This window comes from Ruegeria sp. A5 (genome assembly GCF_056543005.1).
On record NZ_JBQGAV010000005.1, the window covers coordinates 254,535 to 277,965 of the forward strand.

28 protein-coding genes and 1 tRNA gene are annotated in these 23,431 nt (G+C 56.4%); 21 read left to right on the top strand and 8 right to left on the bottom strand.

Annotated elements, in window-relative coordinates:
* The first annotated feature begins 77 nt into the window (after nt 1-77).
* From ACR0AY_RS13720 to dacB, 3 genes are all read left to right on the top strand, one after another.
* A complete protein-coding gene (locus ACR0AY_RS13720) occupies nt 78-548 on the top strand; it encodes an MOSC domain-containing protein (RefSeq protein ID WP_170514041.1) in 471 nt (156 codons plus the stop codon).
* 32 nt (nt 549-580) lie between these two features.
* Nucleotides 581-1,201, top strand: coding sequence for a nicotinate-nucleotide adenylyltransferase (locus tag ACR0AY_RS13725; protein WP_480454276.1), 621 nt, complete (start codon nt 581-583; stop codon nt 1,199-1,201).
* Between the two features lie 67 nt (nt 1,202-1,268).
* Entirely contained in the window at nt 1,269-2,747 is a 1,479-nt protein-coding gene (gene dacB / locus ACR0AY_RS13730) for a D-alanyl-D-alanine carboxypeptidase/D-alanyl-D-alanine endopeptidase (RefSeq protein ID WP_170514047.1), read from the top strand.
* Here dacB and ACR0AY_RS13735 read toward each other — a convergent pair.
* Complete coding sequence (locus tag ACR0AY_RS13735; RefSeq protein ID WP_170395941.1) at nt 2,744-3,166, bottom strand: tellurite resistance TerB family protein; 423 nt, start codon at nt 3,164-3,166, stop codon at nt 2,744-2,746. The two genes, dacB and ACR0AY_RS13735, sit on opposite strands and share 4 nt — an antisense overlap.
* A 256-nt stretch (nt 3,167-3,422) precedes the next feature.
* Between ACR0AY_RS13735 and ACR0AY_RS13740 the strand changes: the two genes are divergently transcribed.
* From ACR0AY_RS13740 to ACR0AY_RS13755, 4 genes are all read left to right on the top strand, one after another.
* The gene (locus tag ACR0AY_RS13740; protein ID WP_170514049.1) at nt 3,423-3,917 is read left to right on the top strand and encodes a hypothetical protein; all 495 of its coding nucleotides are present in this window, start codon (nt 3,423-3,425) and stop codon (nt 3,915-3,917) included.
* Between the two features lie 251 nt (nt 3,918-4,168).
* The gene (locus ACR0AY_RS13745; RefSeq protein ID WP_170514052.1) at nt 4,169-5,791 is read left to right on the top strand and encodes a lysine--tRNA ligase; all 1,623 of its coding nucleotides are present in this window, start codon (nt 4,169-4,171) and stop codon (nt 5,789-5,791) included.
* 81 nt (nt 5,792-5,872) lie between these two features.
* Nucleotides 5,873-6,274, top strand: a complete 402-nt coding sequence (locus ACR0AY_RS13750) for a DUF4864 domain-containing protein (RefSeq protein ID WP_170514055.1) — start codon at nt 5,873-5,875, stop codon at nt 6,272-6,274.
* A gap of 136 nt (nt 6,275-6,410) precedes the next feature.
* Nucleotides 6,411-8,696, top strand: coding sequence for a glycosyl hydrolase family 28-related protein (locus ACR0AY_RS13755; RefSeq protein WP_480454278.1), 2,286 nt, complete (start codon nt 6,411-6,413; stop codon nt 8,694-8,696).
* A 38-nt stretch (nt 8,697-8,734) separates the two neighbouring features.
* Here ACR0AY_RS13755 and ACR0AY_RS13760 read toward each other — a convergent pair whose 3' ends face one another.
* Nucleotides 8,735-9,418, bottom strand: a complete 684-nt coding sequence (locus tag ACR0AY_RS13760) for a hypothetical protein (protein ID WP_480439317.1) — start codon at nt 9,416-9,418, stop codon at nt 8,735-8,737.
* Between the two features lie 134 nt (nt 9,419-9,552).
* On the opposite strand from ACR0AY_RS13760, the gene ACR0AY_RS13765 reads away from it, so the two are divergent.
* The 5 genes from ACR0AY_RS13765 (at nt 9,553) to ACR0AY_RS13785 (ending at nt 11,619) form a co-directional block, all read left to right on the top strand.
* The gene (locus ACR0AY_RS13765) at nt 9,553-9,879 is read left to right on the top strand and encodes an antibiotic biosynthesis monooxygenase family protein (protein ID WP_170395957.1); all 327 of its coding nucleotides are present in this window, start codon (nt 9,553-9,555) and stop codon (nt 9,877-9,879) included.
* A 65-nt stretch (nt 9,880-9,944) separates the two neighbouring features.
* Nucleotides 9,945-10,352, top strand: coding sequence for a universal stress protein (locus ACR0AY_RS13770; RefSeq protein WP_170395959.1), 408 nt, complete (start codon nt 9,945-9,947; stop codon nt 10,350-10,352).
* A gap of 36 nt (nt 10,353-10,388) precedes the next feature.
* Nucleotides 10,389-10,868, top strand: a complete 480-nt coding sequence (locus tag ACR0AY_RS13775; RefSeq protein ID WP_480454280.1) for an excalibur calcium-binding domain-containing protein — start codon at nt 10,389-10,391, stop codon at nt 10,866-10,868.
* Nucleotides 10,869-10,901: 33 nt separating this feature from the next.
* The gene (locus ACR0AY_RS13780; RefSeq protein WP_170514064.1) at nt 10,902-11,117 is read left to right on the top strand and encodes a hypothetical protein; all 216 of its coding nucleotides are present in this window, start codon (nt 10,902-10,904) and stop codon (nt 11,115-11,117) included.
* Between the two features lie 148 nt (nt 11,118-11,265).
* The gene (locus tag ACR0AY_RS13785) at nt 11,266-11,619 is read left to right on the top strand and encodes an MmcQ/YjbR family DNA-binding protein (protein ID WP_170514068.1); all 354 of its coding nucleotides are present in this window, start codon (nt 11,266-11,268) and stop codon (nt 11,617-11,619) included.
* 5 nt (nt 11,620-11,624) lie between these two features.
* Here the strand turns inward: ACR0AY_RS13785 and ACR0AY_RS13790 are convergent, their stop codons facing one another.
* Nucleotides 11,625-12,332: an ORF6N domain-containing protein gene (locus ACR0AY_RS13790; RefSeq protein WP_170514072.1), complete on the bottom strand. Its 708-nt coding sequence runs from the start codon at nt 12,330-12,332 to the stop codon at nt 11,625-11,627.
* Nucleotides 12,333-12,546: 214 nt separating this feature from the next.
* Between ACR0AY_RS13790 and ACR0AY_RS13795 the strand changes: the two genes are divergently transcribed.
* Nucleotides 12,547-12,624, top strand: a tRNA-Arg gene (locus ACR0AY_RS13795).
* Between the two features lie 102 nt (nt 12,625-12,726).
* Here the strand turns inward: ACR0AY_RS13795 and ACR0AY_RS13800 are convergent.
* Nucleotides 12,727-13,209 carry a GNAT family N-acetyltransferase gene (locus tag ACR0AY_RS13800; RefSeq protein WP_480454282.1) on the bottom strand — a complete coding sequence of 161 codons (483 nt, stop codon included), beginning with the start codon at nt 13,207-13,209 and terminating at the stop codon, nt 12,727-12,729.
* Nucleotides 13,210-13,222: 13 nt separating this feature from the next.
* A complete protein-coding gene (locus ACR0AY_RS13805; RefSeq protein ID WP_010442452.1) occupies nt 13,223-13,534 on the bottom strand; it encodes an ETC complex I subunit in 312 nt (103 codons plus the stop codon).
* Between the two features lie 153 nt (nt 13,535-13,687).
* Between ACR0AY_RS13805 and ACR0AY_RS13810 the strand changes: the two genes are divergently transcribed.
* The 4 genes from ACR0AY_RS13810 to ACR0AY_RS13825 all read left to right on the top strand — a co-directional run bounded on the left by ACR0AY_RS13810 (nt 13,688) and on the right by ACR0AY_RS13825 (nt 17,346).
* Nucleotides 13,688-14,158, top strand: a complete 471-nt coding sequence (locus ACR0AY_RS13810) for an SRPBCC family protein (protein WP_170514077.1) — start codon at nt 13,688-13,690, stop codon at nt 14,156-14,158.
* A gap of 77 nt (nt 14,159-14,235) precedes the next feature.
* Nucleotides 14,236-16,422 (top strand): excinuclease ABC subunit UvrB, encoded by a 2,187-nt coding sequence (uvrB, locus tag ACR0AY_RS13815; RefSeq protein ID WP_480454284.1) that lies wholly within the window; start codon nt 14,236-14,238, stop codon nt 16,420-16,422.
* Between the two features lie 9 nt (nt 16,423-16,431).
* On the top strand, nt 16,432-16,896 hold the full coding sequence (locus ACR0AY_RS13820; protein WP_170514083.1) for a hypothetical protein: 465 nt from the start codon (nt 16,432-16,434) through the stop codon (nt 16,894-16,896).
* Between the two features lie 111 nt (nt 16,897-17,007).
* The gene (locus ACR0AY_RS13825) at nt 17,008-17,346 is read left to right on the top strand and encodes an abortive infection family protein (RefSeq protein ID WP_170514086.1); all 339 of its coding nucleotides are present in this window, start codon (nt 17,008-17,010) and stop codon (nt 17,344-17,346) included.
* A gap of 108 nt (nt 17,347-17,454) precedes the next feature.
* On the opposite strand, the gene ACR0AY_RS13830 is transcribed toward ACR0AY_RS13825, so the two are convergent.
* Complete coding sequence (locus ACR0AY_RS13830; RefSeq protein ID WP_480454286.1) at nt 17,455-17,706, bottom strand: hypothetical protein; 252 nt, start codon at nt 17,704-17,706, stop codon at nt 17,455-17,457.
* A gap of 62 nt (nt 17,707-17,768) precedes the next feature.
* A complete protein-coding gene (locus tag ACR0AY_RS13835) occupies nt 17,769-18,011 on the bottom strand; it encodes a zf-TFIIB domain-containing protein (RefSeq protein WP_170395975.1) in 243 nt (80 codons plus the stop codon).
* Nucleotides 18,012-18,451: 440 nt separating this feature from the next.
* Here ACR0AY_RS13835 and ACR0AY_RS13840 point away from each other — a divergent pair, with 440 nt between their 5' ends.
* The gene (locus ACR0AY_RS13840) at nt 18,452-18,787 is read left to right on the top strand and encodes a hypothetical protein (RefSeq protein ID WP_170514092.1); all 336 of its coding nucleotides are present in this window, start codon (nt 18,452-18,454) and stop codon (nt 18,785-18,787) included.
* 111 nt (nt 18,788-18,898) lie between these two features.
* On the opposite strand, the gene ACR0AY_RS13845 is transcribed toward ACR0AY_RS13840, so the two are convergent.
* Nucleotides 18,899-19,903, bottom strand: coding sequence for an AraC family transcriptional regulator (locus ACR0AY_RS13845; protein ID WP_170395978.1), 1,005 nt, complete (start codon nt 19,901-19,903; stop codon nt 18,899-18,901).
* A 124-nt stretch (nt 19,904-20,027) separates the two neighbouring features.
* Between ACR0AY_RS13845 and ACR0AY_RS13850 the strand changes: the two genes are divergently transcribed.
* From ACR0AY_RS13850 to ACR0AY_RS13860, 3 genes are all read left to right on the top strand, one after another.
* Nucleotides 20,028-21,440, top strand: a complete 1,413-nt coding sequence (locus ACR0AY_RS13850; RefSeq protein ID WP_480439322.1) for an amidohydrolase family protein — start codon at nt 20,028-20,030, stop codon at nt 21,438-21,440.
* An 86-nt stretch (nt 21,441-21,526) separates the two neighbouring features.
* The gene (locus ACR0AY_RS13855) at nt 21,527-22,231 is read left to right on the top strand and encodes a DUF3299 domain-containing protein (RefSeq protein ID WP_480454288.1); all 705 of its coding nucleotides are present in this window, start codon (nt 21,527-21,529) and stop codon (nt 22,229-22,231) included.
* Complete coding sequence (locus ACR0AY_RS13860) at nt 22,228-23,406, top strand: carbohydrate porin (RefSeq protein ID WP_170514100.1); 1,179 nt, start codon at nt 22,228-22,230, stop codon at nt 23,404-23,406. The genes ACR0AY_RS13855 and ACR0AY_RS13860 overlap by 4 nt, the downstream gene beginning before the upstream one ends.
* Nucleotides 23,407-23,431 lie beyond the last annotated feature (25 nt).

Here is a 23,431-nt window from a genome sequence, read left to right on the forward strand (position 1 = left end):
GGGCAAGCTGGTGGTATTGTGAATTTTCTGTGGTCGTTTGATCCGGTAGAACCAACACGACAAGGAGTGGTGGGGTTTTGGCAGAACTTGCGGAACTGATTGCCGGTTGGGCGCAACCGGGCCGGGTGACATGGATCGGTTTACGTCCCGGCCGCAGAGCGGAATTGGATGGGCGCAACGAGGTTTGGGTCTCAGCCGATGGGCTCGACGGCGACCGCAGCCGGGCGGGCAAGCGGGCGGTGACTTTGATCCAGCAGGAACATCTGGCGGCGATTGGCTCTTATCTGGGGCAAGGATCGGTTATGCCTGAGATCCTGCGGCGCAATCTGGTGGTTTCGGGGATCAATCTGGCGGCGCTAAAGGGGCGGGAGGTGCAGGTCGGGGAGGCCGTTTTGCGCTTTACCGTGATATGCGCTCCGTGCAGTCGGATGGAGGAGGCGTTGGGCAAAGGCGGCTATTCTGCTGTGCGGGGGCATGGGGGATGGTGTGCCGAAGTAGTGCAGCCGGGGCGAGTCAGGCTTGGCGATGTGGTGCAGCCGATTGATTGACAACACCTCTCAGTTCTGAACATCAGCAGAGGATGGAACGCAGTACCATTCCATATGCGGGGCCCGGGCAGGTCGTGGGGTTGTTCGGAGGGTCATTTGATCCTCCGCATCAAGGTCATGTGCATGTGACGCGCGAAGCGATGAAGGCGTTCGGGCTGGATCGGGTGTGGTGGCTGGTGTCTCCGGGGAACCCTCTTAAGGAGCGGGGGCCTGCGCCTTTGGCCCGGCGGATGGCGGCGGCGCTGGATGTGATGCAGCATCCGCGCGTTGAGGTCACGGATATCGAGGCTCTGACGGGCACGCGGGCGACGGCAGACACTCTGGCAGCGCTGCGGAGGCTTTATCCTCAGGTTCGGTTCGTCTGGCTGATGGGCGCGGACAATCTGGCGCGGTTTCACCGCTGGAAGGACTGGCGGCAGATCATGGACAGCGTGCCTGTGGGCGTTGTGGCGCGGCCGGGGGATCGGATCTCGGCGCGGATGTCTCCGGCGGCTCGGCTTTATGCCAAGTACCGTATCGACGGGCAGGCGCGGCATTTGCTGGGGCGGGCGGATGCTCCGGCGTGGTGTTTTGTGAACGTGCCGATGGTTGACGTCAGTTCGACCGAGTTGCGCAATCGCGGGAATTGGAGCGATGGGGTGTTGCCCGAATGACTCCACTTGGCGCATAATCTTAATCAAGTGATTGTCTGCATTTAAGCTCTGGGATTCTAATAGACCCATGGTCGATCGAATTTCGCGTCGTTTGTTTCTGGGTGGATTAGGGGCGTCTCTGGTTCCGGGCACAGGTCTGGCCGAGGCGCCTTTGGTGTCTCTGCGCCCTGTTCTACGTGGGCCGCAACCCAGCGGGGCTGAGCGGCTGGTTCAGGCGGCGGGGCTGAGGGGCGAGGTTGTTTTTGCCGTGGCCGACGTGGAAACCGGAACGCCGCTGGAGGTGTTCGGCGAGGGCCAAAGCCTACCACCAGCCAGCGTCGCCAAGGCGCTGACCGCGCTTTATGCGCTGGATGTGCTGGGTCCGGAGTATCGGTTCGAAACGCGCTTGATCGCGGATGGACCGGTGGAAAATGGCATTCTGAAAGGCGACCTGATCCTTGCGGGTGGCGGTGATCCGCTGCTGGATACAGACGCGCTGGCCACAATGGCAGCCAATCTGCGCAAGGCCGGGATCACCGAGGTGAAGGGCGCGTTCAAGGTCTATGATGGTGCACTGCCCTACGTCTTCAGCATTGATCCGGGGCAGCCGGATCATCTGGGCTATAGCCCGTCGATCAGCGGGATTTCCCTGAATTTCAACCGTGTGCATTTCGAGTGGAAACGCGAGGGCACCGGCTATGGTGTAACCATGGATGCGCGCAGCGCGAATTATACGCCTTCGGTAGATATGGCATCGATGCGAGTCGAGAGCCGCAGCCTGCCGATTTACACCTATCAGCCAAGCGCGCGACAGGATCGCTGGACCGTGGCCAAAGGCGCGCTAGGCAATGGCGGGGCACGCTGGCTGCCGGTACGCAAGCCTGCGCTTTATGCCGGAGATGTGTTCCGCACGCTGGCACGCGTGAATGGGATCGTGCTGGGCCGGGTGCAGGTGACGCGGCAAGCACCGCAAGGGACCGAACTGGTGGTGCATCAGAGCGATCCGTTGGAGAGCATCCTGAAGGGGATGCTGAGATATTCGACCAATATAACCGCCGAAATGGTGGGTTTGGCGGCCACCAAGGCGCGCGGGGTTGCGCCGCAGAGCCTTGAGGAGTCAGCTGCAGAAATGAACCTATGGGCGGCAGAGCGTTTTGGCGCAGATGGGATCGCGATGGTCGATCATTCCGGACTTAGCGGTTCCTCACGTATGGCCCCCGCCGGTCTGGTCAATACGCTGGTGGCGGCGGGGCAATCAGAGGAGCTGCGGCCGTTGCTTCGGTCCTTTACGCTGGCCGACAAAAACGGGCAGCCGGTCAAGGATCATCCGATCAAGGTCGACGCAAAGACGGGTACTTTGAACTTCGTCTCGGGTCTTGGCGGTTACATGACAACGGCAGATGGAGTGGATCTGGCGTTTGCGATCTTCACCGCCGACACCGCGCACCGCGCCACGATCCCGCGTGCGTCGCGCGAGCGCCCGGACGGGGCGCGGGCCTGGAACCGACGGTCTCGCACTTTGCAGCGCAATCTGATTGAGCGGTGGGGTACGCTCTACGGCAGCTAGGTCGTATGCCGCGCCCGTGCCCCGCGTTCGATAGCGGCAGCGTGCAGGCGGTCGATGCTCAGCTCGTACCGGATTTCTTCCAGCAGTCGCAATTCGGTTTCGGCCAGAGTGCCGTCAGCGGCGGCGACATCACAGGCCAGCGCGTAGGCGGTTTCGTTCAGGCGTTCGGGCAGGTTGTCACGGATCAGTCCGAACAGGGCATCCAGCCCGTCCACCTGCTCAAACAAATCAAACACGATCTGCGAGACGCGGCGGGTTCGGTCGATGTCGTAGCCTGCAAACACCGGCAGCATGTTGACCGCGCCTTCGATCTTGACCAGCTCTGCGGTTCGGATGTTCTCGTCCGAAGCGGAAATCGCCACCATGATCGCCACAAGGCAATCCTGCGGGGACATCGGATGTGGGGTTTGCTCGGTCATGGTGTCGTCCTGAATGAAACGTCTGTTGCCGCACGATAGGAGCGGGTGCAAGGAGGTTCAACTGGTAGTTTGATGTAGTTGCAATCGACATGATGGGTGAGTTGCTCTTTGGGTGAGAGATGAGTATCTGCTTAGAGCCCATACTTACCGAGAAAGCGCCAGCCTTCTTACAAGTTGACACTTGTCAAGGATCGAAACTTTTAATTCGCCTATTCTGACAATGGATTGTCTTTCGCACTACTCGGACGCTTGTAACATGAACCAGTTTATCCAAATTGGCATAGCAATCGGTCTTGGAATTTGGGCAGTTTCCTCGATTGCCCAGCAGTCGAATCCACATCTGATCTACGAAGAGAACTGTGCGTCTTGTCACCTGCCGCATGCAGGAGATTTTGTTTCCGAAAAATTGATTGTGTCAGAAAGTGGCATTGTGGGAAAAGCTTCTGGTCGCCCCGTCGTTGACTATCTGAGGGCGGGACACGGCAAGTTGTCAGACGAAGAAGTCGATGTGCTGATACAGCAGTTCGAGTTCATCCAACAATCTGGCCGTCTATTCAAAGAAAAATGCACTATTTGCCACGATAATGCCGCCGAATTTGCGCGCCAAAAGTTAATCTTGCGCGATGACATACTCACAGGGCGGTACACAGATAGAGATGTCGCAGAGTTTTTGTTGCAACACGGTCGGCTAGATGCATCTGAGGCACAAACGATGGTTGAGGTCCTTATGCGTCAACTTCAGGTAAGGTAAAGAGCGTCAAAATACCTCGCGATGTAGGTCAGCTCTCAGCCTTAGTTCGGGCATTGAGTTTATCCATTGATGGGCAGGTTTGTCCGCGTAGCGGATATTGGCGGATTCTGGGATATACCGTTTGTTTGGTTTTCAGACGTATGGAACGATGAAATCCCCACCCCTTTATTGACTCATACTGCACCTGCACAATAACAGGGGCCGGTCCGGGCGCATGGGGTGTCTGGCACGTTTCCCGATGGAGTATCCAAATGTCTGACCTGCGTGAAACCGCGATGACGTCCAAGGCGTGGCCGTTTGAAGAGGCGCGGCGGTTGCTCAAACGGTATAAGCAGGGCGCTCCGGAAAAGGGATATGTGCTGTTTGAGACGGGTTATGGCCCCTCGGGTCTGCCGCATATCGGGACCTTTGGTGAGGTGGCGCGGACCACGATGGTCAAGCGCGCGTTTGAGGCGCTGTCGGATATCCCGACCAAGCTGATCTGTTTCTCGGACGATCTGGATGGGATGCGGAAAGTGCCCAGCAATGTGCCGAACCCCGAGGCGCTGCAGGATTATCTGCAATGTCCGCTGACCTCGGTGCCGGACCCGTTTGGTGAATATGACAGCTTTGGTGAGCATAACAATGCGATGCTGCGCCGGTTCCTCGATACTTTCGGGTTCGAGTATGAGTTCTATTCGGCGCGCGAGTTTTACCGCTCGGGCCAGTTCGACGAGATCCTGAAGCGCGCCGTTGAGAAGTATGACGACGTGATGGCCATCATGCTGAAAAGCCTGCGGGAAGAACGTCAGCAGACCTACTCGATCTTCCTGCCGATCCATCCCGAGACCGGGCGGGTTCTGTATGTGCCGATGAAGAAGGTTTGCGCCGAGACCTACACTGTCACCTTCGATGACGAGGATGGCAAGGAATGGACGCTGCCCGTGACTGGCGGCAATGTGAAGCTGCAGTGGAAGCCTGATTTTGGCGCGCGCTGGGCCGCTTTGGGCGTTGATTTCGAGATGTATGGCAAGGAACATGCCACCAACGAAAAGATCTATGACGCGATCTGCCGGGCTTTGGGAGGTCGTGCGCCGGAACATTTCAGCTATGAACTGTTTCTGGATGAGAACGGCCAGAAGATTTCGAAGTCGTCGGGCAATGGTGTTTCGATCGATGAATGGCTGACCTATGCGCCCACCGAGTCGCTGGCCTATTTCATGTATCAAAAGCCCAAGACCGCGAAGCGGATGCATTTCGATGTGATCCCGAAGGCGTATGATGAATATCATCAACAGTTGCGGGCCTATCCGGGACAGGACCTGAAGGCTCAGCTGAATAATCCCGTCTGGCATATCCATGGTGGCGACGTTCCGGAATCCACCCTGATGGTTCCGTTTGCGATGCTGTTGAACCTGGCGTCCGTGTCTGGGGCCGAGGACAAGGAGGCGCTGTGGGGCTTTATCCGCCGTTATGCGCCCGAGGCCACTGCCGAGACCCATCCCGATCTGGATCAGGCGGCGGGCTTTGCAGTGAGGTACTTCAACGATTTCGTCAAGCCGACGCGCCAGCATCGCGCGCCGACGGATCAGGAACGTGAGGCGCTGGAAGCATTGAAGGCGGCCTTGGAGGCCTATGATGGGCCGATCGAAGATGAAGCGCTGCAATCGGTGGTCTATTCCATCGGGCGCGAGCGGTTTGATCCGATGCGCGGCTGGTTCACGGCGCTTTATGAGGTGCTGCTGGGGGCATCGCAGGGCCCGCGCTTCGGTGGGTTCATCGCGCTTTATGGATTAGACGAGACCATAGAGCTAATTGACCGGGCACTGAACAACGAACTTACGATGGATGAAGCCCCGGGCTACGATGCTCCATCACCCGGGATGGGGATGTAATCCATCATCCGATCTGGTGTTGCGCCGATCTGATTTGACCTGATCCAGTGTGGGGCTACCCTTGCATCAGGAGGTGGCCCCATGCGTCGACTATTGCTTGCTGTATCCCTGAGTGCCGGACTAGCATCCGGAGTTTTTGCTCAGAGTGACGAGATTGAGGCCAATATCTCGGCGCAGATTCAGGCCTTCAAGGCGGATGACTTTGCCACCGCCTTCACCTTTGCCAGCCCCAATATCCAGCGGCTGTTCGGCGATCCCGAGAATTTCGGGACCATGGTGCGCCGCGGCTATCCTATGGTCTGGCGGCCTGCGGATGTGAGGTTTCTGGAGCTGCGCGAGATTAGCGGAGCCCTGTGGCAGAAGGTCATGATCACTGATGGTGACGGACGGGTGCATCTGCTGGACTACCAGATGATCCAGCAGGAAAACGGCTGGAAGATCAACGGTGTACAGTTGCTGGGCAATTCTGACCCGGCGGCCTGAGGCAACACCACCGTCACGGTGGTAAGAGCCGCGATTAATTCCTTTTCGATACTCAGACCCATGCGCTTGGGCTCAGGGCTCGGGCGGTATCGGGTTTTGGCGCGCGTGCTTGGCGCGATTGGGAAAGGGATTTTACATGAACAAGGCAATCACCGACGGCATCGTGTTCATGCCGCCCGCCTATGCGGCTGGTCTTGGGGTTTGGTCCAGTGGCGACGGCACGCCGGGCTCTCCGACCTATGAGGGGTCGGGGACGGGGGTGTTCGTTCCGGCGGATGCGGATTTCGCAGGCTGTCTGGAGATTTATAAGACGGCAGAACCTCAGCGGCTGCGCTATATGGGGCAGACACCTTTGTTGCCGGGCTGCTATTTGCAGATCAAGGCGCGGGTGAAGGCGATCAGCGGGCCGCTTCCCGAGGTGCGGATTGCCGGCTGGGCCGGAGGAGCCGGTGATGCGCATGTGGACGGATTGGCCGAGCAGGGTCCGGCGGTGCAGCTGACCGGCTATGGCACCGTGCATGAGGTGACGGCCATCGTGGGCACGGGCCTGCGCCCCGGCGTGGACATGCCATGGGGCAATGCGGCGCTTTATGGACACTTTGGTTTGGATATCGAAGGCACCAACGGCGCGGTGGTGCGGGTGGATGATATCGAGATCACCGATGTGACCTCGGTCTTCCTGCGCGATTTGATTGGTCTGGTCGACGTGCGCGATTTCGGCGCTGTGGGTGACGGGGTCACCGATGACTCGGCAGCGTTTGAGGCGGCGGATCAGGCAGCGAACGGGCGCAAGGTTTATATTCCGCAAGGTGAGTTCCGGCTGGAAGAGAACACTAACATGGCGTCCGAGGTCGCATTTGACGGCACCGTCACGATGCCGGTCGACAAGATGTTGCTGCTGACCAAGAATTTCGATCTGCCGACCTATATCACCGCCTTTGGTGATGAAATGCTGGCGTTTAAAAAGGCGTTTCAGGCGTTGCTGAACAGCTCGGACCATGAATCGCTGGATCTGGGCGGGCGCAAGATCGCGGTGACCGAGCCCATCGATATGGCGGCAGCGGTGCCGAACCGGACGGGTTATGCCACCCGTCGAGTGGTGCGCAACGGGCAGTTTGATGTGAAAAGCAGCTCGAATTGGGATACCGAAACCTTCACCTCGGTTGCGACCTACAGCCCGTCTGATCCTGATACGCTGACCAACGTGGCCAATGTGGCGAATATACCGGTGGGTTCGCTGGTCACCGGCAGCGGGGTCGGGCGTGAGGTTTATGTGCGGTCGAAAAACGAAAGCACCGGTGAAATCACGCTGAGTGCGCCGACTTATGATGCCGCAGGGACGCAGACCTTCACCTTCACATCGTTCAAGTACCTGCTAGATTTCAGCGGTTTCAGTGCGCTGCAGAAGTTCAACATGGAAGGGATCGAGTTCCAGTGTAACGGTCGGTGCAGCGCGATCCGGTTGTCTCCGGGCGGGAACACTTTTGTACTGAAAGACTGTTTCATCAGTCGCCCGAAGGACCGGGGTATCACATCAATCGGGCGCGGATGTCAGGGGATGCTGATCGATGGCTGTCAGTTCCTATCGACCGAGGAAAGTCTGGACGTGCCGGACCGAAGCTCAATCGCGCTGAATGCCAATGCCAACGACGTCAAGCTGCGCCACAACCGGGCCACGCGGTTCCATCATTTCGCGGTGCTAAGTGGGGACAACAATCTGGTGCTGGGCAACCACTTCTTCCAGGGCGACAACGTCGCGAACGGGGTGCGCAACGCTGGGTTGGTGATCATCGGCGGCTATAACAGTTCGTCCATCGCCGAGAACTATGTCGATAACTGTTTTATCGAATGGACCAACGAGCACGATGCCAACCCGGATTATTTCACCAGCTTCTCGTTCAGCGCGCTGAGCATCACGGATAACATCTTTTATGCCAGCGATGTTGCCCCCTGGTTCAGCTATCTGGTGATCCGCCCCCATGGCACAGGGCATTTCTTGAACGGGCTGACCGTGACCGGCAACAAGTTCCGCGTCAACAACGTGCGGATCGACCGAGTGGACCGGGTCGATACCAGTTTTGCCGATCTCGACCCGGAAAGGCACAAGAGGGTGTGTTTCGAGAACAATACGTTCCATGGCATCGATACGCCTTGCGCCAATCCATTGCGGCTGCAGCACACGCAAAGCTCACCGTCATCAGCCTGGACCGTCAGTTCGCAGGGGCGGTTGCCGTTTGGAGGCAGGGCGCGCGGGTGTGATGCGGTTGTTGCTCTGGGAAGCCTCAGGACATCGTTGAATGCGGTGCGCTATACCGCGCCATATGTCGAGTTGCGACAGGGATCGGGCCAGAGCGATATCCGCCTGCGCTGGTCCGAAGGCTTGCGTGGTGCGGTTTCGACCATTCTGCGGATTGATACCTGATTGATGTGGTGGGCCGCCTGTATGTAGGCGGCCCATCTTTAATAGCTGCGCCACAATCCAAATTTGATCCCGATGTTATCATCAGCCGAATTGCGCTCGGCACCCAGAACCCAGGTGAGTCTGCCCGTCTTTGGGCGATACATCAGCGAAGGTCGCACCCTCCAGTACCATGGTCGGTCCGAAACATAAGAAGTTTCGATCTGCAGGAGCGGGTCAAACCGTCGACCCGAGGACAGACCGGCCGTGAAATCCAATTTGCGGATCACTGCCTCATGGGTGCGGTTTTCGAGCGCTGCGTCGACATTGATCCATCCGCCTCCCAATCCGGTTTGAATGCTTTTGCCGTAGGAAAGTGTTGCTTTGTACATTGCCCAACTACTGTACTGGCGATGGTGCGCGCCAACGCCGAACTCGGCCGCCAGACGCCCTGCTGACCCCATGTCTGCAACCGGCACGCGGGCAAAGACCAACGCGTGCCCATACAAATCCTGATGCTCCTCGGCATCTAGTCCGATCGTGAGTTTCGGCCGCAATCCCCACTCGGTATAAAGCGAGGATTTGTACTTGTAGACGTCTTCCTCTTTGAAAGCGGTCACAGATAACGCGGTGAAGCTTGACCCCTTCTCGCGGAGCCACGCACCGGACCATGCCGGAGTGCACACCATAAAAAGCAGCGGAATGACGAGAACCAGACGAGCCATGGGGGCAGCATCGGCAGACATGGTTAACGGATGGTTAGTTTCTTGTTCATCTTTGAGAAAGATTTTTTGATCCAAAAACATTGTCTATGTGCAGGAAAAGGGTGGCGTTTTCAAAAGCTGTGCTAGGCTCGGGTCAGCTATAAAGGAGGAGCCTTATGCCGCAGATTTCCAAAACCAACAGCTATCAGACTGTCATCACCACCTTCGAGATGACCCCCGGAACCTGCCAGGACCTTCTTGAGGCGCTGACCGATGCTTATGCCGAGTTCATTTCGAAACAGCCGGGTTTCATTTCAGCCGGATTGCATGTGAATGATGCCCAGACGCGGATTGCCAATTATTCACAATGGGAGCGCCGCGAGGATTTCCTGGCGATGTTGCGCACACCGGAGATGCGAGAGCGGAATCGCAGGGTTAACGAGCTGTGCAAGAGCTTTGAACCAGTGATGTACGATGTCGCCGAGACATTCGGTGAGACCTGATCTGAGTCAATGCACGGCCGCCACCGGTCGCGCAGTATAGCGGCACAACTACGGAGGCGCGAGCCATGTATCATAACATTCTTGTTCCCATTTCCTTTGATGCCGAACGGGACAGCTCGGCAGCGTTGAAGCTGGCAGAGCTACTGTCGACGCCCGAGGCTGCGGTTACGCTGCTGCATGTGGTAGAGCACATTCCGGATTATGCGATCTCGTACATGCCCGCCGAGTATCTGTCCGAAGCACGCAAGGCCATCCAGACCGAGCTTGATGCTCTGGCGGCGCGCGTCCCGAATGCGAAGGGGCTGGTGGTTGAAGGCCATTCCGGGCGAACGATTCTGGACTGGGCCGAAGTGAATAAGCCTGACCTGATAATCCTGGCTTCGCACCGCCCGGGGATGCAGGACCTGCTGTTGGGTTCAACCGCGACCCATGTGGTGCGCCACGCCAAATGTGCCGTGCATGTGGTGCGATAAAGTCGAGCTTTTTCCAAGCCGACCCCGATTGCGGCCATGGCTTTGCCACATACCGCGTGTAAGACCTATGGCATGACAACCGGGAAACCAACGAAAGACACCGATCCGAACCCTCGTCTTACACGGCGGCAACGGCGGGCAGACGCGTTGCGCAGGCAGGCTCTGTCTCCGGTGCGTATTCTACTGATGGTGCTGGCCTTGCCCTTAACCACAGGAATGATCGCAATCGGTGTCTACCTGCGCGTTTCAGACTACGAACGTCATGAAGCGGTGATCCATCTGGTGGCGCTGGCTGGGTGTGATGCTGTGGAGATGCTGGGTTTCGGGCCTTTTCGCGAAGGAAGGCCCGGATACCATAAGCGCAATGATCCCGATGGCGATGGTGTCGCCTGTGGCTCGTTTGCCTTGCAGAAACCACGCAATGTCGCGATGCCGGGAGATATCCAAGCCAATCCCCGGAATCTTCAGACCCCGAAACAGCGCACTGTCGGAACGGCAAAATTTTTGAAGCCTTGAATCGGAGGGGGGCGAAATCTTGAGAAGATTTCGGTGCGCTTTCTTTTCAAGAAAGCGTTGCGTGGCTCAGGTGAGCCAACGCACGGGTGCGCGGTTGCAGAAGATTACGATCTGGCCCGAGTTTTCCGCCACTTGATAACCGCGACGATTGATTTCGGCCATAAAACGCTCCATCCCGGCAAAGCGCTCTATATCGCGCGCCTTGCGACGGATTACGCCACTTTGCTGCACCGCCTTGGAGGCGAATAGATCACTGAGCCAAACCTCAGGCGAGAGGGGAGAATTACAGTTATACATCACCTATGATTTGGCGCAGCTAGGTTAATGCCGGGTAAAGAAAGTTGCGCCCGCAATGCGGGTCTTGCCTTGTCCTGACCAGAGCGCCACAGTCGCCGCGATGACTCGTGATGAATTCAATGCCTTTTGCTCGGACCTCAAAGCCACCAGCCATGTCGTGCAGTGGGGCAACGCAGATGTCTGGAAAGTAAGCGGCAAAGTCTTTGCCATCTGTGGTTGGAACGACGGAAAGGATGCGTTTACCTTCAAGGCTACCGATCTAGCCTTTGAGGTCCTCGGAGATGAGCCAGGTATCCGCCCAGCGCCTTATCTGGCATCGCGAGGTATGAAATGGCTGCAGGTTTACGATGAACGTGGCATGAGCGACGCGTCGCTGCGAGATCATATTGTAATCTCATACGATCTGGTCGTAGCTAAGCTGACCAGAAAGGCGCGGGCAGAGCTGGGCCTTTAAGGCGGTCAGTCTTTCATGGCGTGCAGCAGCTCAAGCAGTTTTTTCCGGTCATCATCGTCGGCATAGTCTCCGCTGGCCAGCCGTTCGGCGATGCTGAGGCGCAGACGGTCATGTTGTGTGCGAACCTCTTCGCCCGCCGTTTCAGCGAGGGTCTTCATGATCACTGCCACCGCCTGCTGCCGTTTGGTGGTGGGATTGGCGATGTAGTCCACAAGGCTTTGCTGTCCGGAATCAAGGATGTTTTCTGCCAGATCACGCAGTTGATCCCCATTTGGAAGCAACGGCGTAGGGGCATTTTGCGGTGGCAGAATCTCAGGCGGGTTGCGCGGGGTTTCCGCTAGCGCATTGGTGCCGTCAACAAAGGCTTCGGTGATCATCCGCGTGATCCTGATCGCGCGCGGATCTTTAAACAAAGTCGAGGCAATAGCTACGCCGTAGTCGGTATAGACCCACGGATTGACCCGTCGGCCACCGCGGCCTTCGGGTTTTGAGATCACATTCTGTGATTGCAAATCCGCGACCTCAGCGTCGGAAAGCTGAAAGCGGTAGCCTTCGAACAGATCCTTATTGCGCGAGACGGCCTGATTGAAGGCGCTGACGGATTTTCCGTAAAACTGCGCCAGATCTTCTGCCAGAACCACGCGTACACCGCGCACCCGATGAATGGCGTTTTGGACCTCTTGAGGGCTGGGCAGGTTTTCCGGGTTCGTCATCATATCCGTTTGGAATCACAATTTGTGATTTCAAACGTGACGCAGGGCGCGCTGGGCTGCAAGTTTGAACTGCAGGTAGGTTCGATGTCTCTTGCCGAGAGGTCTGCCAGATTCGGCCAATACCCTGATGGAAATAACCTTTTTGAAGGAACAAGCTTGCCCCCTATCAAGTTGACAATCCTAATGGATTGACTGATACAAACGGAACAAGACCGGGCCGTTAGCTCAGCTGGATTAGAGCAGGGAACTTCTAATTCTCAGGTCGGGGGTTCGAGTCCTCCACGGCTCGCCATTTTTTCAGATGTTTTTCGAAACGGGGCAAGGGTACGGCCCTTATATCTGAATTCAAAGCGGTCGGTCAGACTGCACCAAGCGGGTGCATTCAGCTTTTCCCTCAGCGTTTTGGGCTGGACCTAAGGTCCAACCGCATAAACGCGCTGTTTGGATCGGCGTCATAGCCGTAGATCGGACCGCAATAGGAATATCCCAATGTTTCATATAGCTTGCGTGCTGCGTCATATTCCGAGAGATGATTTGCGCCAGTTTCCAGGACAAGTGCGGAAACGCCCTCGGCTCGGGCCAGATCGGCAAGATGGTTCATGATCACACGCGCCAATCCTCGGCCGCGCGCAGCAGCAACCACGTGCACCGATTTAACTTCGGCAGTGCCATCCGGCAGCGCCTTAAGCGCACCACAACCCAAGGGCTTACCCGCCTCATAAATAGCCCAAAAGCGAATGCCCGGCTCGCGCAGGGCATCAATGTCCAGCGTATGATTTGAGGTTTGCGGTGTCGCGTCCCAGCTATGGGCGAGATGCGCTTGAATGATCGGGCGCAGATCCTTGGCGCCGGGGTCTGCTTGGCGGATGTCGATCATTCACTGGGCCTTGTCAGTGGGTCCAGGGAGCGCGCCGGTCAGTGGCGAAATTCTCACCATAGCCGCGCGCCCGCAGGTTCGGCTTGCGCTTGTGCGGCTCGCTCACCTGCGCGTCGATGCCGTTGTCTTTGGCATAGTCCAGCGCCTCTTCCTTGGTATCGAACTTCAGACGCACCTGCGTTTGGGTGTCATTGGACGAGGTCCAGCCCATCAGCGGATCGACCTCACGCGCAGAAGCCGGGGCGTATTCCAGAACCCATTTGCGGGTTTTGGCCATCCCCGAGGTCATCGCGTTTCGCGAAGGCTGGTAAATCCGTGCGCGCATGTCGCCTCTCCGTACTCACTTGGTGGGCTTGTTTATGCGTCAGAGCGCGCGCCGGGACAAGATGACAATTGTCGCGGGTCGCATGGACTGCCTAATGACAGGTATTGTCATTAGTTCGGGGTAGAAAGCGCGCAGACTTATAAGGACAGCAGGATGCTTCACCAAGAACGCCACCTCGACATCAACGCCCGACCCAATGAGATTTGGGCCATCCTCCGCCGCTTTATGCATATCGATGAGTTTGCCCCGCAGGTGATATCGGTTGATGCTTTGACTGCCGGATCGGATGGTGTTGGATCACAGCGCCGGTGTCACTTCGCGAACGGCACATCATTGGTCGAAGAGGTGACGGATTGGCAGGTTGACCGCGGCTACACCGTGCGGTTGTCGCAGATGGCGATGCCTCTGCGCGAAGCACAGGCGGCGATTGCCATCACACCGCTGTCCGACACGCGCAGCCGTGTTATCTGGAGTATGGATTTTCGTATGAAATATGGACCGTTGGGCTGGTTAATGGGACAAACCCTGTTGAAGATGATGATAGGCCGCGTACTGGCCGAGAACCTGTCGGCCTTGGCGGTGAAGGTTCAAACGCACCCCGACGCCCAAGCCCGGACCGCTTAGCTGAAAATGAATCCAGATCAGCCCTTGCAGATGGACAAAATAAGAACAAATGTAGGGGCCTGACCCGGAGCCCGCCCATGCCTTATGCCCATTCCGACAAGACTCAACTGACCGCAGACGACGTGCGCGCGCGTCTGAAACTGGAGGGCGGCAAGGAGTTCGTCATGCACACCGAGTTCGCACCGGCTGGCGACCAGCCGACGGCGATCAAAGAGCTGGCAGGCGGTGTGAATGATGGTGAGCGAGATCAGGTCCTGCTGGGTGCGACCGGGACGGGCAAGACCTTCACCATGGCCAAGGTGATTGAAGAAACGCAGCGGCCTGCGATCATCCTGGCGCCAAATAAGACGCTGGCAGCGCAGCTGTACGGGGAATTCAAGGGCTTCTTCCCAGAGAACTCGGTCGAGTATTTCGTTTCCTATTACGACTATTACCAGCCCGAGGCCTATGTGCCGCGCTCGGACACCTACATAGAAAAAGAATCCCAGATCAACGAACAGATCGACAGGATGCGCCACTCGGCCACGCGGGCGCTGCTGGAACGCGATGACGTGATCATCGTCGCCTCGGTCTCGTGCATCTACGGTATCGGTTCGGTCGAGACCTATGGGGCGATGACACAGGATCTGAAGGTGGGTCATGAGTATGACCAGAGGCAGGTGATGGCCGATCTGGTTGCCCAGCAGTACCGCCGCAACGATCAGGCTTTTCAGCGCGGGTCCTTCCGGGTGCGTGGCGATTCCTTGGAAATCTGGCCGGCCCACCTTGAGGACCGCGCGTGGAAATTCTCGTTCTTCGGTGAGGAACTGGAAACCATCACCGAGTTTGACCCCCTGACCGGCGAACGCAAGGACACAATGGAGCAGGTGCGGGTCTACGCGAATTCCCACTACGTGACGCCGAAACCGACGATGAACCAAGCGATCATCGGCATCAAAAAAGAACTGCGCATCCGGCTGGATCAATTAGTTGGTGAGGGCAAACTGCTCGAAGCGCAACGGCTGGAACAGCGCACCAACTTCGATCTGGAAATGCTCGAAGCCACCGGCGTCTGCAACGGGATCGAGAACTACTCGCGCTATCTGACAGGCCGCGCACCGGGCGAACCGCCCCCGACCCTGTTCGAATTCATCCCCGACAACGCCATCGTCTTCGCCGACGAATCCCACGTCTCGGTCCCGCAGATCGGCGGCATGTACCGCGGCGACTATCGCCGCAAATTCACACTGGCCGAACACGGGTTCCGCCTGCCGTCCTGCATGGATAACCGCCCGCTGAAGTTCGAAGAATGGGACGCCATGCGCCCGCAATCCGTCTTCGTCTCGGCCACCCCAGCTAAGTGGGAGATCGAGCAAACCGGCGGCGTCTTCACCGAGCAGGTCATCCGCCCGACCGGCCTTTTGGACCCCGAGGTCGAAATCCGCCCCGTGTCGATGCAGGTGGACGACCTGCTGGACGAGGTGCGCAAAGTCGCCGCCAACGGGTTCCGCACGCTGGTCACCACGCTGACCAAACGCATGGCCGAGGACCTGACCGAATACCTGCACGAACAGGGCATCAAAGTGCGCTACATGCACTCGGATATCGACACGCTGGAACGCATCGAAATCCTGCGCGACCTTCGCTTAGGGGCCTTCGACGTGCTGGTCGGCATCAACCTGCTGCGCGAAGGGCTCGACATCCCCGAATGCGGGCTGGTCGCCATTCTGGATGCCGACAAAGAGGGCTTCCTGCGCTCGGAAACCTCGCTGATCCAGACCATCGGTCGCGCCGCGCGCAACGCTGATGGCCGAGTGATCATGTATGCCGACAAGATCACTGGTTCGATGGAGCGCGCCTTGGGCGAAACCAACCGCCGCCGCGCCAAGCAGCTGGCCTATAATCAGGAACATGGCATCACCCCGGAGACGGTGAAAAAGAATGTCGAGGACGTTCTGGCCGGTCTCTACGAAGGCGATGTCGACATGAACCGCGTCACCGCCACCATCGACAAACCGATGCACGGAGCGAATTTGGAAGCGCACTTGGACGGGTTGCGCGAGCAAATGCGCAAGGCCGCCGAGAATCTTGAATTCGAAGAAGCCGCCAACATCCGGGATGAGATCAAACGTCTGGAAGCGGTCGATCTGGCCGTCGCCGACGACCCCATGGCGCGTCAATGGGCAGTCGAGAAAGCATCTGAGGATGCGGTGAAATCACGCGGGCGGTCAACGGCTGGCAGGCCGGGGCAGCGGGGCGGGAATGTGAAACGGCGGAAGAGGTGAAGAAGATACATGGTAAAGCTGAAGCACTCAGAGTTGAGAACTATCGATGGCCTCTTCGATATGGCCGATGGCTATCCGCTTAACTTTACCAACAAAACATTAGCTGAGTTCTTTGAGGACGAGTTGAACGAAGACATCTATGCAGATCGCTTCGCGTTTAAAGGAACATCAAAGGCCAATAGAATAAGGGCATACCTGGAGTTAGCCAGCCCGATGCAAGCGGGAAGACTCCTTCGTGCACTTTGGAACTACAAAAACCAAGAGCGTGAAGCAGAGTTTCAGCGCAACCAGCAAATGGTCGCATCCGGCTTCATGGACGTTGAGCAGTTGGAGGTTTCCCAGTTTGCGTTCTTAGACCAAGACAACGAGTTTGACGGTTTGATTGCAGCGGTGGAAGGCAGAAGTCAGAGCGAAGTTGTGTCCGCAGCTTCAATTCTTGCCAACAGCTTCAATTTTGACACCGTTGCTCTGTAAATTGAGAGAGCTAAGAACTTTGTAGATGAAGATCCAGAAGATGCGATTACAGCAGCATGTTCGTTAATTGAGAGTATTTGCCGATCTATTCTAGTCGAGCTCGAATTGCCGTTGCCGAAAGAGCTTTCAGTCAAACCGCTGTATAAAGCAGTGCGTGTACCGCTAGGCCTGGCTCCGGACAAACCAGATTTAGAACCTCAGGTCGCCGCTGATGTAAGAGCCATTCTGTCCGGTCTTTCCGCGGCAATAGAAGGGATCGGCGCCTTGCGAACACACGCTGGCGATGCGCATGGCCGCGAGAAAGGCCGTCCGAGAGTTGACGCCAGAATTGCTCGTCTTTCTGTCCACACTGCGTCTGCGATCACAGTTTTTCTTATCGAAACATGGAGCCGCATCTATCCGGAGCGTGTTTTGCCGAACGCGGACCAAAAAACTTGCAATCAATCGTAGGATGGGTTTCCAACCCATCACTTTGGCACCCATCCTGATGCGTGATGGGGTAAAACCCCATCCTACAAACCGCGTCATAAAAAGGGCGGGAAATCCCCGCCCTGCCAATCAGCCCTTATCCCAATGGGCAACCACATCGTATCCAACCGGCGTTGGCGGGCCTTCCAGATATTCCGCAAACTGACCCCAGATCTCGGCCACTTTGGGCGCGTTTGCGCTCGAGGTCTCCTCGCTTTCCACAACCGAGATCACAAAGCCTGTGCCATCCTCGTTCATCGCATTGGTGAAACTGTGCATGCCTGGCATGCCCATGATTTCGGATTTCAAAGTGTTCAGAAAGCGTAGGATGGGTGCTCGCACCCATCTCCCACCGTGACCATACAACAACCGATAAAACCCTCTCAGATCACGGTGCCAACGTCTTAGAAGTCAAACAGCTCATCCAGAAAGCCGCCGCGTTTCTTCTTTTTACGGTATCCGTGATCAGATCGGTCATCAAAACCCCGCTGCGGCGGTGGCGGCGGCGTATGGTCGGCAGAGCGATCGATGATTTTGTCCAGTTCTCCACGGTCCAGCCACACGCCACGACATTGCGGACAATAATCAATCTCGACCCCGCTCCGCTCGGTGATTACCAGCTGAGTTCCATCAATCGGACATTGCATCAGACGCTCTCCTTTTTCTGTCCTGAACAGATGGGAGCGCGCGCAGGGATTTTCACCCCACTGCGACCGCACGTCCCGCTATGGGCAAAGCTATAGGGCAGAGTTGGCCCGGTCCCGCGCTGCCCCCTTCAGCATTGGAATTCACAAATTGAGGTTCCAAATGGTTGCGATGACGAACCCTAAGAAATTTCTCAGCAGCTGATGGGCGCATAGACCCATTGTCTCTGTCTTCGAGCCCTCAATGCTGGGTTGGATACTCCCCAAAACGCGATGGAAATGTGCTTAGGGCTCACCTCAAAACGCAGGCGAAACCCAAACGTGAATTGGTCTAACGAGATGCGTGCAACGAGACCGCAGAACGACCCGAGTTTGGACAAAATTCCGCCCAAAATCGTCAATAGCCGCCGCAGTGCAACAGATCGAATACAGATTGGAAATCAATGAAAAAGGCAGCTCTTCTTCTTGCCCTATTGCCAGCAGCCGCAGTTGCTGAGGAGCGGGTGTTTGAATGTGAGGCACCGGATGCGGAACACCCGGAAATGGCCGCTCGGCTTGTGAAGTATGATGGCCAGCAAAAGGGCCACATCACGATCGGGGATATCGACAAGGATGTGGATGTGTTTCCCGGTCTCGACACCCTGACTTATCTGTATGTCGGTGAGGATTACACGCTGAATTATAACGTTCACCCTGAGAAGGGCACGTTTGATTACTCTGCCTCTGGCAGCAAGTCCGGATGGGGCAAGGGAACGTGCGTAGAGACCACGGGCCAATAATGGCGTTCGAATAGAATGATTTAAGGCGCGGTCGAGACGGCAGTCTGGTCGCGCCTTTGCTTTTGTTCCGAGATCAAGTTCGCACAGCTGATCCAAGCATTTGCAACATAATTACGAACCCAGGCGGAACTTGGTCGGTGTCATTCCGGTCTGGCCCCTGAAAAAGCGTGTGAAATGGGATTTGTCGGAGTAGCCGAGCATTAGACCGATCTCAGCTATTGTCATTTTGTCTTCTCCGAGGTGTTCCTTGGCGACATCGACACGCAGCCGTTTGATTTCGCGGGGCAGCGTTGTGCCTTGTTGCTGAAGCGCTTTCAGAAACCGTTCCGGCTGTATTCCCAACAATCCAGCCACCACCTCTGGTCCCAAATCGGTTTCATCCAGCTTATCGCGTAAAACAGATCGCAAAGCAGCTACTACGGTTACTTCTTCATCTTGTCGCGGTGAGGCGATGGGCTTGGCAGAGCCCTCAGAGACATGGTGCAAAAACAACCATTCTACAGGGAAGCTAATCTGCATTCCGGGATCGGTCCCAAGGCCAACCTCGATCCCTTTGTAGTCGATAGGCAGACCGTTGATGTATCTGCTTTCCCATCGCACACGGGAGGAATCCCAGGCATCTCCGACGACGGTCTGCAATAGGCGTACATAGATTGCGGCACCAAATCCGGTCACCTGAATGGGTGGCACAGTAGGCTCTTGTTGCCTTTCGATTCGATAAGTCGCTTTGTCTGCTTCAACGACAAGGCTATGTCGCACAGAATTGGATTCCTGCGGTACAAGCCCAACAAAGCGGGTAAAAAACTCGAACAGCGTTTTTGTAGATTGCAGGGCCTGAGCGAACGGAGGCCACTCTTGCAGGTCAAACGTCTCCCCTACTTTCAGTCCAAGGTATCGATCTCCTGACACTTCTGAGAAGGCATTTACCAAACCATAGACCAACTCTGAGTGCACGAACACGGCTGGGTCAGACAAAAGTTCAGCTTTCAGGCCGACCTGATCCAATGCTGGTTGCGGATTGATCTTACGTTCGGTGAGATATTGCAGGAACGGAGCAGCTAAGGAGAGGCGAATAAAGCCCTCGCTATGCTCTTGAGAGGTGGAGTTGAAAGGCAAGCTCGTCACCCTTGTCTGGATTAGTTTTAAGAAGTGGCCATTTTTTCAATCACATTCGAACATCCTAATTCGAAAGTGGCAACCGAGCCAAGATTTTCCGGACTACAGTTTGCAAAACACGAATATGAAGGGAGTACTTATGTCCGGCCTACGATTGTCCCTTTGCTCGACGGTAATTGTCGCTGCAGCTCTTTCTTTTTCAACGTCCGCGCATGCTCAGGATCAAGAAGAACCTCAAACGTTGTTTACCAACGTGCATGTCTTCGATGGCGTCAATGAACAGCGTATCGAGAATGCCAGCGTATTGGTCGAGGGTAATCTGATTAAGGCCGTATCAACCGAAGCGATCGATGCCCCCAATGCTACGGTCATTGACGGAGAGGGACGGACACTGACCCCCGGGTTTATTGAACTGCACGCGCACCTCATGCTGATGGGGCCGACGTTACCTGCGATGGAGGCCAACACAACGTGGGAGGACTTTGCCATACACGGTGCACGGATGGCCGAGATGTATTTGATGCAGGGCTTCACCACAGTCAGGGATGCGGGTGGCGCCAATGGCGGGTTACGTCGTGCAATTGACGCAGGCCAAATTGACGGCCCGCGTTACTTTCCATCTGGTGCATTTATCGGAACGCGAGGTGGTCACGCTGACTTCGCGAATTTCACTGCACCGCCCGGGTCTGAAACAAACATGAGCAGGCTGAACTTGGCGCAGGAAATTAGCGGTGTTGATGACGTTTACAAGTTCGCACGCAACAATTTCCGCATGGGCGCGACGCAGTTGAAGTTCATGCAATCTGGTGGCGTCGTATCGGCCTTCGATCCGTGGCAGTTGCTGGCTGGATCGCCTGAGGAAATCAAAGCTGCGGTACAGGTGGCAAACGAGTATGGCAGCTATGTCATGGCGCATTCCTATCGGAAGGAAGCAATCCTGAGCGCGCTAGATGCGGGTGTGATGTCGATCGAACATGGCTTCTCGTTTGACTGTGAAATTGCCCAAGTCATGAACGAAAAAGGGGCATACATTACCACCAACCTGACGGCCTTCGATCCCGGATTGCTAGATATTCCGGCAGTGGCAAATGTCCCGTCGAGTCTTGCTAAGGCAAAGTCCGCCTCGGCCACATTTGCGGGCTACATCGACAATATGAAGGAATGCCCGGTGAAGCGAGGGTTCCAGACCGACTGTGTTGGTTCGGTCGAGGCATGCAATATCCAGATTGCCTACGAGAAGCACCTGAACAATGAGTTTTTTGGACCCTACACGTCGATGGTGACGTTGACATCGACGGGTGGTGAGGTGGTCGCTTTGTCAGGTGACTTTATGAACCCGTATACCGCCGGAAAACTGGGCGTTATCGAGGAAGGAGCTTATGCGGATATCCTGCTCATCGATGGTAACCCACTTGAAGACTTCTCGGTTGTTGGCACGGGAGATCAATGGTTCGGTGCCGACCCGAGGCCTGAAAGCCCAGATACGATCCGCCTGATCATGAAGGACGGCGTCATCTACAAAAACACGCTGGATTGACCTGTCTGAACAGCCGGAGAGTATTTATGCGACATTGCTTCCGCTCCATAGTATTCGCAGGGTTGGTTTGGTGTGCTCATCCTGTCATGGCGACGCCAGGAACCGCGTTAGACTGGTCTGACCTGCCTGACCCGTCCGCGCAGGTCTTTGAAGACCCCTATCGCGAACTTAGCGCTGAACAGTTCGACGATGTTCTTTACGTCGTAAGGCTGCGCGGCAGATTGCAGCGGGAATCTGGTAGCAATGAAGAAAGGCAGAAATGGCAAGAGCTTCTGACCGAGACTGAGGATGCCTTGGCGGCAGATGGTATTGATGTCGACTGGCTGCTGGATCAGCGAGAGGTCGTAACGGAACGTCGAAGAAAAGCCGGTACAAATGGAAATCCGCAATTCGACGGTCAAACAATCACCCTCGTGGGCTTTGCCATTCCCGCCCCGAGCGATCCGGATGGGCGACCTGTCGCCTATCTGGTGCCGGAACGCGGGATGTGCAGTCACATGCCTCCACCTCCGCCCAACCAAATGATCCGTGTACGGCTGAACGGCGACTGGACGCCCAGCTATTTCCACGAACCCGTTCGGCTGACGGGCACGCTGACTATCGATCCTTCTGTTCAGAATATGATGGTTGTGGACGGCCTCATGCCTATGAATGCGACTTTCCAGTTAGAGACGGAACGCGTCGAAACTCTGGAAACTGAAGCAGACAGGCTGGAATGGAAGCAGCGCGCCGCCGATCGCATCCGGGCGGCAGGAGATCGCAAGACCGGAGGGGCAAGGGCGTCTGAATGATAAGACTTCTGTTTGCCGCATTGAGTATTGCCTTTGCTGGCGCAGCGTCGGCTCAGGGACTGTCCGGGCCATCTTCGGTTGAAGCTGATCTAGAGCCCGGAGATGGGCTAACCGATCCGCAATACCGTTCCGATTTTCCACGCAATATCGCACCAGGTTGGTTTCAGTGGAAAGACCGACTGGCCGAGGACGGTTTTCGCTTCAATATTGATTACCTGGCATTGGGCCAATCCACGAATGCTGATCTTGGAACCGGCGAAGCGGCAAGCGGAATTGCGCGTTTTTACGGTAGTTGGCAGGCAACTGAACGCGGCTCTTTGACATTCAAGATCGAAGATCGGCACAGTTACACTGATGTTGCACCACAGTTTCTTGGGCTGGATGGCGGAGCACTTTCGATCACTGGGACAGCCTTCAACGATAATGGTTTGCTGCTGACCAATCTGTTCTGGACGCAAAGGGCCGAGAACGGCGCGTGGACACTGCAAGTCGGGCAGATTGATGTAACGGACTTTGTGGACATTTATGGGTTGGTCAGCCCATACAGCGGTTTCCAGAACCTGTCTTTCAATACCAATCCGACTATTAACACACCCAATCAAGGCCTTGGCATTGCCGGTGGGGTAAAGCTGAGCGAAAACTTCTACGCTGTTGCGAGCATCTCAGACGCAAACGCCGACCCGTCTGATCCAAACTTTGATGTGTTTAGCGATGGCAATCTCTTCAAGTCACTCGAGCTTGGTTACACCTCCGGCTTTGATCGCATCTACTTTGACAATATCCATTTGACCCTTTGGCATGCGGATGCAGCCGACGATGGTAGCCGCCCTGAAGATTATGGGGCTGCCTTCTCAGCGGCTTGGTTTGTTGGCAATAAATGGATGCCATTCTTCAGGGCAGGGGCCTCAAAAGGGACAGCGGCGCTTTATGATCGGTCCGTTTCTGCAGGTCTGGGATATTACGGTCGTAATACCGATCTGGCCGGGCTGGGACTGAACTGGGCCGAGGCAAGGGGCATAGACGGTGATCAGTTCACGCTCGAAGCATTCTATCGTTTTTCAATATCACCCGAGTTGCAGATCACGCCATCACTGCAGTTCATTTCTGACCCGCTGCTGAACCCCACGCAGGATAGCATTATGCTGTTCGGTCTAAGAACTCGGATCGTTTTCTGAGGTGGGGCGAAAGCAGACTCCAAAA